The 15,693-nt window shown below is 70.0% G+C and carries 13 protein-coding genes; 5 read left to right on the forward strand and 8 right to left on the reverse strand.

Annotated features, from left to right (window positions below; all coding sequences use genetic code 11):
- Positions 1-72 precede the first annotated feature (72 nt).
- Both D5R93_RS12085 and D5R93_RS12090 read left to right on the forward strand, forming a co-directional pair.
- Complete coding sequence (locus tag D5R93_RS12085) at positions 73-891, forward strand: response regulator transcription factor (protein ID WP_243106795.1); 819 nt, start codon at positions 73-75, stop codon at positions 889-891.
- 127 nt (positions 892-1,018) lie between these two features.
- Positions 1,019-2,593 carry a sensor histidine kinase gene (locus D5R93_RS12090; protein ID WP_310732064.1) on the forward strand — a complete coding sequence of 525 codons (1,575 nt, stop codon included), beginning with the start codon at positions 1,019-1,021 and terminating at the stop codon, positions 2,591-2,593.
- Between the two features lie 206 nt (positions 2,594-2,799).
- Here D5R93_RS12090 and D5R93_RS12095 read toward each other — a convergent pair whose 3' ends face one another.
- On the reverse strand, positions 2,800-3,720 hold the full coding sequence (locus D5R93_RS12095) for a phosphatase PAP2 family protein (RefSeq protein ID WP_243106797.1): 921 nt from the start codon (positions 3,718-3,720) through the stop codon (positions 2,800-2,802).
- A 239-nt stretch (positions 3,721-3,959) separates the two neighbouring features.
- Here D5R93_RS12095 and D5R93_RS12100 point away from each other — a divergent pair, with 239 nt between their 5' ends.
- Together D5R93_RS12100 and D5R93_RS12105 are read left to right on the forward strand one after the other, a co-directional pair.
- A complete protein-coding gene (locus tag D5R93_RS12100; protein ID WP_119835510.1) occupies positions 3,960-5,255 on the forward strand; it encodes an AAA family ATPase in 1,296 nt (431 codons plus the stop codon).
- A 102-nt stretch (positions 5,256-5,357) separates the two neighbouring features.
- On the forward strand, positions 5,358-5,909 hold the full coding sequence (locus tag D5R93_RS12105; protein WP_259390645.1) for an RloB family protein: 552 nt from the start codon (positions 5,358-5,360) through the stop codon (positions 5,907-5,909).
- Positions 5,910-5,989: 80 nt separating this feature from the next.
- On the opposite strand, the gene D5R93_RS12110 is transcribed toward D5R93_RS12105, so the two are convergent.
- From D5R93_RS12110 to D5R93_RS12135, 6 genes are all read right to left on the reverse strand, one after another.
- Complete coding sequence (locus D5R93_RS12110; RefSeq protein WP_119835508.1) at positions 5,990-7,609, reverse strand: DUF7059 domain-containing protein; 1,620 nt, start codon at positions 7,607-7,609, stop codon at positions 5,990-5,992.
- A gap of 143 nt (positions 7,610-7,752) precedes the next feature.
- Positions 7,753-8,733 (reverse strand): MsnO8 family LLM class oxidoreductase, encoded by a 981-nt coding sequence (locus D5R93_RS12115; protein ID WP_119835507.1) that lies wholly within the window; start codon positions 8,731-8,733, stop codon positions 7,753-7,755.
- A gap of 438 nt (positions 8,734-9,171) precedes the next feature.
- Entirely contained in the window at positions 9,172-9,696 is a 525-nt protein-coding gene (locus D5R93_RS12120; protein WP_119835628.1) for a PH domain-containing protein, read from the reverse strand.
- Positions 9,697-9,837: 141 nt separating this feature from the next.
- Positions 9,838-11,031 carry a hypothetical protein gene (locus D5R93_RS12125; RefSeq protein ID WP_120206085.1) on the reverse strand — a complete coding sequence of 398 codons (1,194 nt, stop codon included), beginning with the start codon at positions 11,029-11,031 and terminating at the stop codon, positions 9,838-9,840.
- Between the two features lie 14 nt (positions 11,032-11,045).
- Positions 11,046-12,296, reverse strand: coding sequence for a TadA family conjugal transfer-associated ATPase (locus tag D5R93_RS12130; protein ID WP_120205484.1), 1,251 nt, complete (start codon positions 12,294-12,296; stop codon positions 11,046-11,048).
- On the reverse strand, positions 12,293-13,204 hold the full coding sequence (locus D5R93_RS12135) for a nucleotide-binding protein (RefSeq protein ID WP_119835505.1): 912 nt from the start codon (positions 13,202-13,204) through the stop codon (positions 12,293-12,295). The genes D5R93_RS12130 and D5R93_RS12135 overlap by 4 nt, the downstream gene beginning before the upstream one ends.
- 416 nt (positions 13,205-13,620) lie before the next feature.
- Here D5R93_RS12135 and D5R93_RS12140 point away from each other — a divergent pair, with 416 nt between their 5' ends.
- Positions 13,621-14,469: an HAD family hydrolase gene (locus tag D5R93_RS12140; protein WP_119835504.1), complete on the forward strand. Its 849-nt coding sequence runs from the start codon at positions 13,621-13,623 to the stop codon at positions 14,467-14,469.
- A gap of 40 nt (positions 14,470-14,509) precedes the next feature.
- On the opposite strand, the gene D5R93_RS12145 is transcribed toward D5R93_RS12140, so the two are convergent.
- On the reverse strand, positions 14,510-15,511 hold the full coding sequence (locus tag D5R93_RS12145) for a Fic family protein (RefSeq protein WP_243106798.1): 1,002 nt from the start codon (positions 15,509-15,511) through the stop codon (positions 14,510-14,512).
- Positions 15,512-15,693: the final 182 nt, after the last annotated feature.

Raw genomic sequence — 15,693 nt, forward strand, 5'->3', positions numbered from 1 at the left:
AACCTGATAACACAGGCTTCTCCCAGGCGGCAACTCGAAAGAATCCAGCAGCCTTATGCTGGAATTAGCAGCATGAGCACCACCCCTGAGCCCCTCACGCGCCCGGACGGGTCGCCTGTGCGCGTCCTCGTGGTCGACGACGAGCAGATGCTGGCCGACCTGCTGGCGAGTGCCCTGCGCTATGAGGGCTGGGAGGTCACCACAGCCGGCACGGGGACGGCGGCGGTCAGGACGGCCCAGGAGATCCAGCCGGACGTCATCGTCCTCGACGTCATGCTGCCCGACTTCGACGGGCTGGAAGTCATGCGCCGCGTCCACGGCCACACTCCCGGGGTACCCGTTCTCTTCCTGACGGCCAAGGACGCCGTCTCCGACCGGGTGGCTGGACTGACCGCCGGGGGTGACGACTACGTGACCAAGCCCTTCTCCCTGGAGGAGGTCGTGGCACGGCTGCGCGCCCTGCTGCGCCGGTCGGGAGCCAGCGAGGAGAAACCCGCTTCCCTGCTGGAGGTCGGCGACCTGCGCATGAACGAGGACTCCCACGAGGTCTGGCGGGGCGAGGATGAGATCCACCTCACTGCCACCGAGTTCGAGCTGCTACGCTACCTCATGCGCAACCCGCGCCGCGTCCTGTCCAAGCCACAGATCCTGGACCGCGTCTGGAACTACGACTTCGGCGGGCAGGCAAACATCGTCGAGCTCTACATCTCCTACCTGCGACGCAAGATCGACAAGGGGAGGGACCCCATGATCCACACGATGCGAGGCGTTGGTTACGTGCTCAAGCCCGCCGCTGACGCACCAGCCGCTGCGAGACACTCCCAGGAACCCGCCACGGCCGCAGGCGCCGCATCTCAGGGCCCGGCAGGCTCCTCGGGCGGGAGCCTCTGAGACCCCCGTGACGGCAGCACCCCCCGGGATACCGCCCAAGCCACCTGGCCCTGCCGGGCAGGACGACCAGACCCCTTCCTCACCTCTGCCGCGCCCACGACGGCTGCGCAGCCTGCGTACGACACTCGTGCTCAGCGTGCTCGGCCTTGTCCTTGTCACTGCCGCCCTCATGAGCGCCTTCTCCACGCTGACCCTGCGCTACACACTGACCGAACACCTCGACGACAAGCTGGCTGCCGCCTCCGAGCGGGCCGCGAACCGCCGCAACGGCCTGGAACAGGGACCGGCGGGCCCGCCCCAGTACCCTGACGTCGGCAGCACCGAGGAGGTGGCCCCGGGACTGGACGCCGCAGGCCAGTCCACGGGGACGCTGACCGTCATTATCACCTCGGGATCCGTGAGCAGCGCCACCTATATCGATGCCGAGGGCCACTATGTCAGCCTGTCCCCACAAGCCCATGCTGACCTGCTGCCAGTTCGTACCGATGGTCACCCCATGACGGTCAGCATTACCTCTCTGGGTGACTACCGGGTCGTGGCCAGCAAGGACGACTCCGGCGCTGTCGTCGTCACCGGCCTGTCCATGGAGGACGACAACAGGCTGGTGCGCACCCAGCTGCTCATCGAGGCCGGGATCGCGCTGGTGGGTGCCCTTGTGATCGCCCTGGCCGGGAGGAGCATGGTCAGGTCCTCCCTGGCACCCTTGGAACGGGTGGCTGTCACCGCCCAGCACGTGGCCTCCCAGCCGCTGGAGCGCGGTGAGGTCTCCATCGACGAGCGCGTGCCCGCTGAGGACCTGGTCTCCTCCACGGAGGTCAGCCAGGTGGGGACCGCCCTGAACACGCTGCTGGACCGGGTTGAGGACGCCCTGGGCGCCCGCCAGCGCTCGGAGACGCAGGTGCGCCAGTTCGTGGCCGACGCCTCCCACGAGCTGCGCACGCCCCTGGCCTCCATCCGCGGCTACACCGAGCTGATCCAGCGCGAGGGCGCTGACGCGAACCTGCCCGAGGAGGCTGAGCACGCCCTGCAGCGGGTGCACTCGGAGTCCCTGAGGATGACGGCCCTGGTGGAGGACCTGCTGCTGCTGGCCAGCCTGGACGCGGGACGCGGGCTGGTCCTCACGGAGGTGGACCTGGTCGGTCTCCTGGTGGACACCGTAGCCGACGCGCGCGCTGCAGGCCCCGACCACGACTGGGAGCTGGTCCTGGAGGCGCTGGAGCCTCCTGCGGGGAACAGTGATCGGGCCGCGCAGAACGGCTCCGGGATCCCCCAGGGCTGTGAGGGCCAGGAGCCCGAGCCCGAGGAGGAGTTTGTCCCCGAGCCGCCGCTGGTAATGGGAGACGAGCCCCGGCTGCGCCAGGTCCTGGTCAACCTCCTGGCCAACGCCCGCGTGCACACCCCGCCGGGGACACGGGTCACCACGACCCTGCTGCGCCACGACAACCACCTGGTGGTGCGGATTGCCGACAACGGGCCCGGTATCGAACCTGCCCTGCGTGAGCGCCTCTTCGAGCGCTTTGCCCGCGGCGACACCTCCCGTGAGCGTCGTACCGGCTCCACCGGCCTTGGGATGTCGATCGCCCTGGCTATCGTGCAGTCGCACCAGGGGACGCTGACCGTGGAGTCAGCGACCCGACAGGAGGACCCCGAGCACCACGGCACCACCTTCGCCATCAGTCTGCCTGCCGTCGAGGTCCGGTAACCGCCCGGCCAGTCCTGTCAAGAACGCGAAGGCTGCCACGGATATCGCAGCCGACGCCGGGATGTACCGGTTCCTCGCAGAGTGACCGGATTCTCACAGGGCGACCGGCAGGTCAGTCCTCTATAAGGATTCGGTCCGTTATGAGACTTGGTAGTTGTTGCTGCTGAGGATGTCTGCGGTCCGGCTCGGCTCCTACCCCGTCCTACCTATCGCCGCCAGCCACTCAGGCCGACCAGAGCGCCCAGAGCGAGGCAGGACACTGCGACAGTCGCCACCGATCCTGCGGTATAGGCGGCAAAGAGGTCCCACCGGGTCAGCGGGGCGGCGCTGCGCGACCACACCCACATCTCCAGGAGACCGGCACCAGCACAGCCCACGGCTCCTGCGACCGTGAGCACGGTGTTCCACAGCTGCTGCGAGCCCCTGGCTGCGGCTGCCTCACCGCCAGCACCCTCGTCACGATCCCCGTCGCTGTGGCCGCTGCCATGCTGACCGCCGTCATGCTGACCACCGTGCCCGTCCGGGTCGCGGTCACCGCCCTGCCATGCTCCCGCGGCGACCGCCACCGCGCCCCAGGCGACGGCTACCAGCACGGCCGAGAGCACGTCGGAGGGCCGGTGCCACTGGCACACCAGGGTGGAGTACCCCATGGCCGCCGTGGCGCCAGCCCCCACCCAGGCCGCAGCCGTGCGCCAGCGGGTCCCGGCGAGCAGCACCAGGGCCACGGCGGCTGAGGCCGCCATGGTCGTGTGCCCCGAGGGCAGGGTATTCGCGTTGTCCCAGCGCGCGGTAATGTCATAGTCGGGACGCCATAGGACCCACTGCTTGATGACCTGGGTGCTCAGGTTCGCCCCGACCACAGCGACCACCGCCCACAGGGCACGGCGGTGGCTGCCACGCAGCCAGCCGACAAGGAGGATCACCGCTACCAGGACCACCGCTGCGGGCATGGAGACCGTGGACAGGAGAGCGCGAGCCTGGTCGGAGACGTAGTGGGAGCCGATCTCAGAGCCCTCCAGGGCGGCCGCTTCCAGACGCTGGCCGGTATAGGTACCCACAAACAGCCACCACAGCGCGAGCACCCCCACCAGGCAGCACGACACCAGCAGCAGCGCCCGCCCGCGCACACCTGGCGCTGTAACACCTGGGGGTGCCGCCCTGCCTGGAGTAGTCCGGGAGCTCATCATCACCGAGCGATGGTAGAGGCAGTGACCGGGAGAGCTCCTGGTAGGTCCCAGCGATTCCACTGCGGAAGTGCTCACGGTGGCGCCACGACACGACTTTTGTCCCGCGCCTCGTTGCAGGTCCAGGGGGCTCTTCGTAGACTTTGTGCAAACAAGCCCCTTCAACTGCAGGGAGGCTGCGCATGCTGATCCGTTTTTCGGTTGGCAACTTTCGCTCGGTCAACGAGCCTGTGGAGCTGACCTTTGTGGCAGTCGACGAGGACCGCGACGTCGTCCGGCCCCATCCCCACATCGGCGTCGGCCTGCTGCCTGCGGCAGGCATCCTGGGCCCGAACGCCTCAGGCAAGACCAACGTCCTGCGCGCACTCCAATGGCTGTGCGACGCGGTCAGAGGCTCCGTCACCCGCTGGGACGACGAAATCCCGGTACAGCCCTTCGCGTTCGGTGACCCGGGCGATGAGGGTCCTAGCGAGACCACCTTCACCGTGGAGCTGGCCATCGATGGGATCCGCTACGAGTACCTCCTGGACCTTGACAGTAAGCGGGTAGCCTACGAGGCCCTGTTCCACTACCCTCACCGACGGCGTAGCCTTGTGTTTGAGCGTGACGGCGGCACCCTCAGGCTCCAGCGGGGGCTCGGAGCCCTGTCCGGGACCAGGGCACTCCTGACTGACCGTGTGCTCGCCCTCAGCATCATGCGGCGCTTTGACGAGCCCACGACCTCCGCGTGCGGGCAGGCTCTTCGTCGCATCACGTCGCTGGGGAGGTCCCTGAACCTCGAACTGCTGCCACACCCCGTCTCGCCGCGGATGACGAGCCAGTTCTGGGCCGAGGCCTCCCCAGAGCTGCGACGGCGCGCCCTGGCACTTCTGCGCCTGGCAGACCTCGGGGTGGAAGACGTCGAGCTCGTCAGGGAGCCAGACCTCACTGACTCTAGCCCAGGTAAGCAGCTGCCTCTGCCCGATCTGGAGCCGACCAGAAGACGTCGCGTCCTCAGGTCTCGGTATGGCGGCCCGGAGCTGCGCCTTGTACACCGGGCCGGGCAGGAGCGGGCCACCCTGGCGCTGTCAGAGGAGTCCGCTGGTACACAGGGCTGGCTCCGCCTCATTGCCCCCGTCCTGGGGGCACTCGACACCGGGGCGCTGGTCCTGTTCGACGAGATCGACGCCAGCCTTCACCCAGTGCTCACCCTGGAGCTTCTCCGTCTCTTCCAGGACCAGGACTCCAACCCCAACGGTGCACAGCTGTTGTTCACCACCCACGACACCGGCCTTCTCAACCACCTGGGACGCGACGAGGTCTGGCTGACGCAGCGCCGCCCGGACGGCTCCACCGAGCTGGGGGCGCTCTCCGACTTCGCGGGAAGGGCGGTGCGCCGTTCGGCGAACCTGGAGAAGGGGTACCTGGAGGGGCGCTTCGGCGCGCTGCCGGACACGCACCGCCCGGACCTCCTGCGCGAGCTGGGACTAACAGGATGAGCCCCGGGAGAACCGGACGGCAGCACCAGGCACGCAGGCTGCGCCGCTCCACCGGCACCAAGAGAGTCCGCCCTGTCTTCCACCTCTACCTGGAGGGGGGAGATCACGGAGAAGGAGTACTTCACCGCGCTGGGAAGCGACCCCAGGTACCGGGCCAGGGCCGGGCACGGTGGCGTCACGATCCAGGTCGTCCGCAGCCAGGGGCACCCTGAGGAGCTGGTCCGCGCCGCGTGCTGGGACAAGGAGCACAGCGACTACCCCGAGGAGGACCAGTACTGGTGCGTGTTCGACGTCGAGGCTCCCGAGCCGCACCCACACCTGCGCCAGGCCTGCCAGCGGGCAGAACGCGCTGGAGTCAGGACAGCCGTCTCCAACCCCTGCTTCGAGCTGTGGCTCATACTCCACCACAGGGATCACTGGGGCTACCTGACAACCGCTCAGGCCGGCACGCTGCGGAACCAGCTCGACCGCTCCGTCTCGAAGCACATCAACTCGGTAATCTACATGGACAGGCGAGCCGAGGCGGCACAACGCGCACGCAGCCTGCGAGGACGTCACGAGCGGGACAGGGCTGAGTTCCCTGCGGACAACCCATCCTCCGGTGTGGACCTGCTGCTGGACGCCCTGGACCAGGCGGCGCTCCCGCGCTTCTAGACACCCCGCCTGGCTCTAGCAGCCACCAGGCAGCTCTGGAAACTCTTGACAGCACTACGCTTCTGTGCTGCGCACCTTGTTTACTCCAGGACCAGGAAACCGAAGCGGGCCAGCTCGCGCACGCCTGCCACGAGCTCGGCACGCAGTGCGGCGGCATCAGTCAGTGCCTCCACTCCGGTCAGAGCCGCGACCGCCTGCGCCACCTGCTCCACGCTCAGCTCGCCGTCAGAGGCCCCCGCCAGGGCGGCCACCCCAGTGCTGACCCGTACAGCCCGTCCCAGGCCCCCACCCTGTCGCAGCATGATCACCGAGGGGTCAGCAGCGCCAGGCACCAGGTGGCGCTCCTCGGTGACGTCGGCAGCCAGCACGGGGTGCAAGGCGGCGACGGCGTCGTCGTCCAGGCCAGCCAGCAGGTCCTGGACTTCCAGCACCTGGGCGACGTGCGGTCCCAGGGGGGCGTCCACCACCCCGGTAACCTCCTCCAGGACCCGCCAGGGCCTGCGCGGCGCCTGCGGGCGGTGGAGGACCAGGTAGCCGAAGCCGACCCCCTCCACCCTCCGCTCCTCGAAGTCCCCGACCCATGCCCCGACGGCGGCGTCAAAGACCCCCGGCGCCCGCTCTGGAGCCACCCCGCCATCGCGCAGCCACATAGTCGCGTAGGACACCGGGTCCTGCTGCTCTCGCTCGATGACCCAGGCGTCGGCCTCCTGCGGCAGCCAGTCGGCAACGTCCTGGCGCCAGTCCCTCCCCCGGTAGTGCTCCCAGTTCCCCAGAAGCACGGCGGTGCCACCCGCCTGCAGGTGGGCACCCAGGCCCGCCACGAGACCAGGCAGGATGTCCTCCCCTGCGTCGCGGTACTCCATCAGCGCCAGCCCCTTCTCACGGACTGCGGCAGGCGTCAGGACGAACGGGGGGTTGGAGACCACGAGGTCAAAGCGACGCCCTGCCACCGGCTCCAGCAGGGAGCCCGCCGCCAGCTCCAACCGCTCCTCCTGACCGGCGAGAGCGACGTTGAAAGCAGTGAAGTCCAAGGCCCGACGCGAGATGTCCGTCGCAGTCACATGCCTGGCGTGGCGCAGGAGGTAGAGCGTCTGGATCCCGCAGCCGCACCCCAGGTCCAGGGCGGTACCCACCGGCGTGCGCGGGACCAGGCCGGCCAGGGTCAGCCCCGCCCCGCCGATGCCCAGGACGTGGCCGGGTGCCAGCTCACGGCCGGTGACCATCTCACCTAGGTCGGAAGCCACCCACCAGCGCACCTGCCCGGTGTCGTCACGAGCCTCGTGGGGGCGCAGGTCCACCAGGGCACGGACCCGGCCCCCGGCGTCAGGCGGGCTGACCAGGCCGATATCGACCGCACCGCGGGTACGAGTGCGCCTCAGGACGTGGTCGAGCTCGGTGGCCAGCACCGGCTCACCAAGCATGAACAAGGCGGTCAGGACGGCCGGAGGCGAGGGCCTCGCGCCTGCGGCCCGGTCCTCGTCCATGACGGCCCGCAGCGCCCGCAGGGCGGGGGAGCGGACCTCCCGGCGCAGAGCAGCATCGCCCACCTCCCCCAGCAGGTGGGCGACGGCGTCCACACCCCAGCCGCTGGCCTCCAGGTCCTTGCGCAGCCTGAGGGCCTGCTCAGCAGTGGCACGCGGCGGTGGGGGCACCACCGGGGGGTCGGCAGAAGAGTCGGACTGGGAGACCGGGACGTTCATGAGGTGACCGTAGCGCCTCGCAAGGGCTGAGCTGGTGCAAGCCTGCCCCTCACGCCACTGCCGCTACGTCTGCCTGGGCAGCCAGGGCCGTCCCAGTCGCTGCCCCTCCCCCCACGCCACTGCCGCTACGTCACCACGACGGCTCAGGCCAGTCGGGCGGCAAGCTCGGTGTACTGGTGGATCTTGGTCTCGACGTCCTTGATGTAGCTGATGAGCATGACCTCCTCGGTGTGGTGGCTCTCAGCAAAGGCCCTGACCCGGGAGGCGACCTCATCGTAGGTGCCGACGATGACGGCCGCGTCCCGCTCAAGGTGGGCCTCCACCTTGGCCCGGTAGGAGGTCTCCAGCGTGGAGGGGTCCCGGAAGCGAGCTGGACGGCCGGTGCGCAGTGCGTAGCGGGCGTCGGCAGCCACGAGGGCCTGCTCCCAGGCCTCGTGCCTCGTCGGGGCAGCGCTGACGCACAGAGCCGACAGTGTCTGGCCGCTTCGGTGTCCTGCTGGCAGGTGTGCCCGGTAGTGGTCCATGACCTCCACCTGCTGGCGGCCGGTGAAGAACTGCGCGTAGGCGTAGTTGAGGTCCCGGGAGCCCGCCCACGCCGCAGACTGGCCTGAGGATCCCAGGAGCCACACCTCGGGCAGCTGGTCGGGCCTGGGATCCACCGTCACAGAGGCGTAGTGGTGGTCAGCCGGAAGCTCGTCACGCAGCAGGGCCACCGTCTCCTCGACGAGGAGGTTGATGGAGTCAGGGTCGATGACACGCCCCTGGTTGAGCGCTCCCGCCGTGCGCATGTCGCCGCCGGGCGCGCGGCCCAGGCCCATATCCACACGACCAGGGTGGAGCGCGGCCAGGGTGGCGAAGCGCTCGGCCATCTGCAGAGACCCGTAGTGCATGGCCATGACTCCACCCGACCCCACACGGATACGCCGAGTACCGTCCAGGACGTGCATCATGAGCAGGTCCGGGGCCGAGGACTGGAAGACCCCCGTGCTGTGGTGCTCCGCCAGCCACAGGCGGTGGAAGCCCGCCTCCTCCACGCCACGGGCCAGGTGGACCACGTCGTGAAGGACCTGGTAGGAGCTGCCGCCTTCGAACAGGGGAATCTGCTCCAGGACGCTGATACGCATGTCTCTCCTTAGTGTGTACGCTGGTTGACGATGATCGATTGATCCGTCGTGACGGGGCACAGCCTGCCTCAGGCTGGCCAGCCCGGTGCTGACCACCTGCACGTACCGACGTCGACGGGGAACGTCCCGTCCACTCATGTCCCTTTCTACTCCTGCTTCCCCTGCTCCGCCCCAGTTCGGCAGCGGCTCCTCCCTTCCGTCCGGGACCACACCCCGGCCGCAGGCAGGTCCGCCCGTATCAGCACCACCGCGGCAGTGTCGCGTCCGTCCCCGGCAACCTCAAGGAGGTCGAGGCCATTCAGCCCGATAAGCTGTGCGCCTGCAGCCGAAAGGCCGACACCGCCGCCACGCTCAGCGGCGTCGCCCAGGCTGTGGTCGCGGTGGAGGCACTTGGGCAGGGAGGGCGCAGAAGGAACGACGGCCTGCCTGGTGCCCGGCTTAGCGGCGGGGGGCGAGGTCAGCAGCCCCCTGGACAGCCCCTTGGACGTCGTTGAAGAGCAGGTTGGCGATCTCGACCTGCACCGCCTCCACGTGGGGGACGTCCCTGAGCAGGAGCGGGTCGTCTGAGCTGGTCTGCAGGATAAGGGTGCCGCACCCGAAGAACCGGTCGTTGAGGTCCTTGTCCTGCTGCACGTCGGAGATGCGACTCAAGGGAAGGTCGTGGCCGGTGCGCCTGAGAATACCGGAACGAGTGATCACCCTTCTTGTGGTGATCGTGTAGGTGTCGGTGTACCACCTCAGCCACGGCAGGAGCAGGAGGGGGAGGCTCACGACGGCGGCCAGTGCCCACAGCGCCACAAGCCCCCACGGCCTCCAGCTCTGCGGGGCAAGGACCGACCCCGCGACTGCGGCGACAAGGACGACGACCTCCAGGAGGACCCGCCACAGGAGGACCTTCACGTGGGTGCGCATGTGCCGCACGACGACCTCGTCGCGGCTCAGCAGCTTCTTTGACAGTGCCATGGTCACATCGTGCCAGTCTGTCGGCCCACGACGCACGCACCCCACCGCCGCAGGCAGCTCAGCAGACATGGTTACGGGACGGACGGGGTGTGGCCAGACAGCGGGCACCCCGCCACCACGCTCACCGCTGCGAGGTTACCGTCATGAGGCCAGTAGTCCCGCACCGACCGAGGCAATGACGGGCACAAGCCCCAGGAGGACAAAGGCAGGCAGGTGGCACGCGCCCAGGGGCACCACCAGACGTACCGCAAGACGCTCAGCGGCCTCCTCGTCCCTGGCCCTGCGACCCGCCCTGATCGTGGCAGCCGTGGCCGCCAGCAGCGTCTGGGGTGAGGCGCCGTCCTCCCATCCGGGTCGCAGGCACCCCTCAAGGCTGGCGTACCTGTTCCGCCACACCGGGTCCCCAGGAGCCTCCCAGGCCTCCTCCCACCCGGCCCCCAGCAGCAGCGCCCGCCCCACCACGCACAACGCCTCCTCCTCCACGGCCTCTCCCAGAACGACCAGCACCCCGGGCAACGACGCCCCGGCGGCAAGGGAGGCGGAGGCCAGGTCCAGGACGAGCGCCTCGTCGGTACCACAGGCCGAGGCAGTGGCCGCCCGCACCATAGCTCTGGTGGCCTGGTGCCCGGCGACCATGAGCGCACCTCCCGTAGCTCCCAGGACTGACCCCCACCTTCCGTCCAGGAGGAAGGAGAGCGGATCAGCACCCACCAGAACTCCCAGGCCCAGTCCCACCAGTGGCAGGCCCCCCAGCAGACGGGCCGTGGTGCGCGGCCCGGTCAGTGCGCTCACCCGCGAGGCCTCGGCGCGCCCCGACTCGGCGACACCGCAGGCTACGGCATCCAGGACCTCGGCCAACGGGGCACCCAGGGAGGCTGACAACCGACAGGCCGCAGCGGCTCCCGGGGCCGCCGCAGCAGCGGCCTCAAGCCGTCGCCGCGCCGCGCCGCGGACGGGCAGCTGCCAGCACAGGTGCCCCTGCTCCCAGCGCGGCCAGGTCAGCGTCACAGCCGGGACCCCCAGCTCCGTAAGCGCGGGAGGGACGCCGTCATCCCCGGGGTCAAGCCCCTCGACCACTCCGCAGCGCCCCAACGCACGCGACCATGCCCGGGCCGGGGAGGCCCCTGCCCGCAAGAGGCTGGCGACCTCGGTCAGCAGCAGACCGATATCCACCTCCTGGCGCGATGTCGTCACCCGCACCGGCAGCCTCAGACGGGTCGTGCCCCGAGCGTCGGCCCAAGCGCGTCGCGGCGGGAGCAGCACGACCGCGACCGCCAGGAAGACCGCTAGGAAGACCGCGAGAAAAACCGCCGGGAAAGTCGGTACTGCTGCCATCCATACACCCCCGCTCACGACCGCCTCCCCACGGGACGGCAGCTGCCCCACGCGCGCGGCAGGGCCGCCGACACCGGCTCCTCACCAACACGCGACACCAGGCGGTCGACGGCGGGCCCGGCGGACACCACGCCGTCGGCTGACACGCTCAGGGCCTCTTGGCAGGTGAGAACCGCCCCAGCCACCGTGACCTCCCGCATGAGCACTCCGACCGAGGACACCCACCGCGCCCCTGGAGGCCTCGGCGACACGCCTTCATGCTCTGTAGTCTGTCGACCTCCCGGTCGACGCCGCAGGTGGACCACGGCGTCGAGCGCGCTCACGGCCTGAGAGGCGACAGCGCCCTCATCGAGACGGGCAAGCGCCCCCAGGGCGGTCAGACGCGCGGGCACATCCTCCACAGAGTTGGCGTGCAGGGTGGCCCACCCTCCTTCGTGACCGGTGTTGAGCGCGGTCAGGACGTCCCTGACCTCGGGTCCCCGGCACTCTCCCAGGACGATCCTGTCCGGCCTCATCCTCAGCGCCGCCCGCACCAGGGAGGTCATGCTCACGGCACCGGCCCCCTGGATATTGTCCCCGCGCTCCTGGAGGTGGACGACGTGCGGGTGGCGAGGACGCAGCTCGCTGGCCTCCTCAATACAGACGATGCGCTCACTGGAGGGCACCAGTCCCAGCAGGGCAGCCAGGAGAGTGGTCTTTCCTGTGCCGGTGGCCCCGGTGACCAGGCACCTGGCCCGCTGCCCCACCAGGGCGGCCAGCACGGCGTCAAGGCCTGGCGCCACCGTCCCTGCGCCGACAAGCTCTGCCAGAGTGAAGCCTTGCGGCCTCCTGGTCCGCAGACTGATCACCGTGCCCTGGCTGCTCAGGGGCGGCAGGACGGCGTTGAGGCGCGTCCCGTCCGGCAGAGTCGCGTCCACCACCGGGCTGGCGTCGTCAAGACGGCGCCCCGCCGAAGCAGCCATCCGTACCGCGAGCGCGCGGACCTGGCTCTCCGGTATCACCGGACCGGCGACTCTTTCTACCCCGTGCCCACGGTCGATCCAGGTCAGGCCGTCGAGCACCAGGACGTCGGTGACCCCTGCGGTGTCGATAAGGGGCTGCAGGAGCGGTCCGGCACCCTCCGCATCGGCGTGCACCCTGTGCCTCAGGCGTGCCAGACCCGCCTCACCCGTGGCAGGGTCGGTGACCTCCTCAAGCGCCTGGTCTAGCCGGGACCCGTGGGCGAGGGCACGACGAACCCGGGCCAGCTCGGAACCTGACGTCACTGCCACCCCGAGCCCTCCCGCCCTACCACCGACTCCTGCTGCGCGGAGACAGGGGCCGTCCCCGCGCCAGGTACGAGCCGTCGCGCCAAGACAGATGCAGCCCTACGCATGGCCGAGCGTGAGCGCACGGGGTCCTCCCCCCGAGCAGCACGCTGGACGACAGCACGGTCCCTGGGAACAGACCCCAGGACACGACACCCGGTGATGCGCTCGAGGTCAGCAGCGGTCACGTCCTCGCCCGAGCCACGCACCACCAGTCTCACCGGGTCGGTCTCCCCCGCACCCTTGTGGGCGGCGTCCTGGCAGCCGCTGCTGATCGTGTCCTCCCCCTGTCCCAGGGCGGAGGCCCGCAGCCTGGGGACGAGCACCTCCGCCGCGACCGCCGAGGACAGGTCGCGCCCGGTGAGCAGCAGGACCTGGGCGCACACCGGGACGGGCATGCCTCGGGGCAGGTCCACCAGGACCACCTCGTGCTCGCGGGCCACTGCTGTCAGCACGGCGTGCACGCACCCGGGAAGGCGGCCGTCCTCCCCTGTGGCCGGGCCACCTCTGGCGTCCCCGGTGAGGACCGACACAGTGTGCCATACCGGTAGCGCCCCGACCAGACGCGCGGCCCGGAAGGCAGTCTCCTGGGTCGGCAGGTCGGCCCAGCGCAGACCGGGCAGGACGTCGTCGCCCAGGAGCAGTCCCAGACCGCCCGCCGGGTCCAGGTCAACAGCCGCCGTACGACAGCCCCTGCGCCCAAGAGCCCAGGCCAGGTGAAGCAGGAGCGTGCTCGCCCCCAGGCCGCCCCGGGCACCAGTGACCGCGAGGAGGCGCGCCCCGCCAGCACCACCGTCGGCACGGTGCTGCCGACGGGCGGAGCCCGGTGCGGGATCTGGGGAAGGCTGGGGCAGTAGGTCAGGCATCAGTGTCCTCTCCGGCTCCGGCCGCAGCCGAGGCACAAGCACGTAGAAGTTTGCGGGGGACGGGGCATTGCAGGGTATGAGGGCTCCAGGGTGCGCGTCCTGGCCCCGGCACAGGACCTCGCTGCGGCAACCCTGTGAAGAACGGCCGCGTCATGCGTCCTGTGGTGACTGGTCACAGCCGTGAGCAGGAGGCGCGCACGGATCGGAGGCAGGACGGGCACCGCAGTGCCCGGGCGAGACTCGGACAGGACGCAGTCCAGACCTGGGCCAGACCTGAACCAGACCCGGTCCAGGCCTGGTCCAGAAGCGGGCAGGACGCGCAAAGGCACGGAAAATATGGGAAAAGGCGCGGAAAAGACGGGGAAAAGACGTAGCAACCTGGTGCAACCACGGCCGCGCAGTGTGATGATAGGGCCATGAGCCCCACAAGCTCCGTGACCCCTGAGCAGGACACCGGCCGCCCGGCAGCGTACTTTGATCTTGACAAGACCATCCTGGCGACCTCCACCGCCTTTGCCCTGAGCACACCGATGCACCGCTCGGGCCTGCTGTCCACCGTGGCCCTGGCCCGTGGTGTCGTGGCTCAGCTGCCCTACCTGCTGATAGGAGCAGGCGCCTCCCGTACGAACCGCCTCATGGACCGCCTGGCGACCCTGACCGCCGGAGTGCCACGCAGGCGGCTGCAGGAGGTTGTCGAGGGCGCGCTGGCCACCGCTATCGAGCCCGCCGTCTACGCCGAGGCGCTCGACCTCATCGCCGGGCACCGCCAGGCCGGTCACGACGTCGTCGTCGTCTCCGCCTCCCTGGCCGAGATCGTCGAGCCAGTCGCCCGGGTGCTCGGAGCCGACCGGGCCGTGGCGACCACCCTGGAGGTGGACGCCGACGGCCGCTTCACCGGGCGCATCCGGCGCCGCCTCCTCCACGAGGAGAAGAGCCGCGCCCTGATGGAGGACGCCCAGACCCACGGCGTGGACCTCACTCGCTCCTGGGCCTACTCGGACTCCTCCTCCGACGAGCCGATGCTGACCGCCGTCGGGCACCCTGTCGCCGTCAACCCTGACCGGAGCCTGAGGAGGCTGGCTGAGTCCCGGGGCTGGCCGGTACGAGACTTTGAGCGGCCCGTCACGCTGCGTACCACGTGGCAGTCCCGCTGGCCCGCCCTGCCGCGTCCCCGCGGCCCCCTGCCCAGCGCGCTGGCAGGCAGTCTCTGCGTGCTGGCAACCGCTGGCACCACAGCCTGGCTGGTGGCCCGCCGCCCGGGGTGAGGGCACCTGAGCCTGCTGGTCCACAGTCAGGTCCGCCGGGCTAGCCCGCCTTCCAGGTCCCAGCCTGCACCGCCCGGCACAGGGACTCTGCCTCCTCCAGGCCATGGAGAATCGCCTCGGCCTGCCACTGCACCCAGGACACCACCCCGTCCAGGCTGCCGGAGGCGTAGGCGCTCAGCGCCTCGGCGTAGGACGCCGGAGACCGGGCGGCCCACAGGTCCGTCACAGCCGTCCCCGTGGGCTCTAGGCCGTCACGAGTGACGAGGTGGCGGGCGAGGAGCCTGCCGAGGGCGGCACTGCCCACGGTGAAGGGTCGTACCACCGCTGTCTCCGCGTGAACGACTGCGGCTCGCACCAGGGCCGGGGCACCGGGAACGTCCACCATATCTATCAGCGCACCGACCCGGGTGACCAGCTCCTCCCCCTGCGGGGCCTGAATCGACCCGCCTTCCCGGGGGAGCGCGCCGGGCGCGCGTGGTGCGGCGACGTCCTCCAGAGCGATCTGGCCGCAGGCCGCCAGCGGTGCGGTCACGTCACGGTGCAGCGCAGCCAGCAGTCCCCGCGCCGGGGGAGCGGACGGACGTCCGGCTCCGACCAGGTCTGGCATCCACCCCACCACTCGGCTCCCTGCGCGCCACAGGCCTGCCACCGCGTCCAGGGCCGGGTCGCCCGTGGTCACCTCCTCCAACCCCGCCACCACATGCTCACGCAGCACGTCGACAGGCACCACTACACCATCCACGCCCCCCGAGGCGGCCGCGCAGCGCACGGACGCCTCAGCCCGCGCCTCGCGCCACCGGCGCCTCAGGGCCTCGTGCCATCTCAGCCTGGCTGAGGCCTCACGGACGACCTCCTCAGCCCGCGCTACCCGCCGGTCACCCGCGATGGCCTCCAGGGCGGCCAGTACTGCTGGACCCCCGGCGGCCTCGACCCCTTCCCGGGAAACCCGGGAAAACCGTCTAGCGGAGGTGGGAGCCGACTCCGGCTCCACCCTGTCGCGAATGTGCCTACGACCGGCGGAAGGGCTCGTCGTACTGTTCACAGCGTCACTGTCGCACACGGCGCAAGCCAGCACCGCCTGCGCGCAGAGACTGCAGGACCCACCAGGCAGCCAGGCCAGGGCAACAGGCCCGAGGCGACCTCCCTCGACCAATAAGCACGAGTTTGCACGTTTTCAACTGAACCGAGACTCGGGGGCTCATCCAGATCCGCGCCACCACGCCA

Source organism: Actinomyces lilanjuaniae, from assembly GCF_003606385.1.
Taxonomy (GTDB): Bacteria; Actinomycetota; Actinomycetes; order Actinomycetales; family Actinomycetaceae; genus Actinomyces; species Actinomyces lilanjuaniae.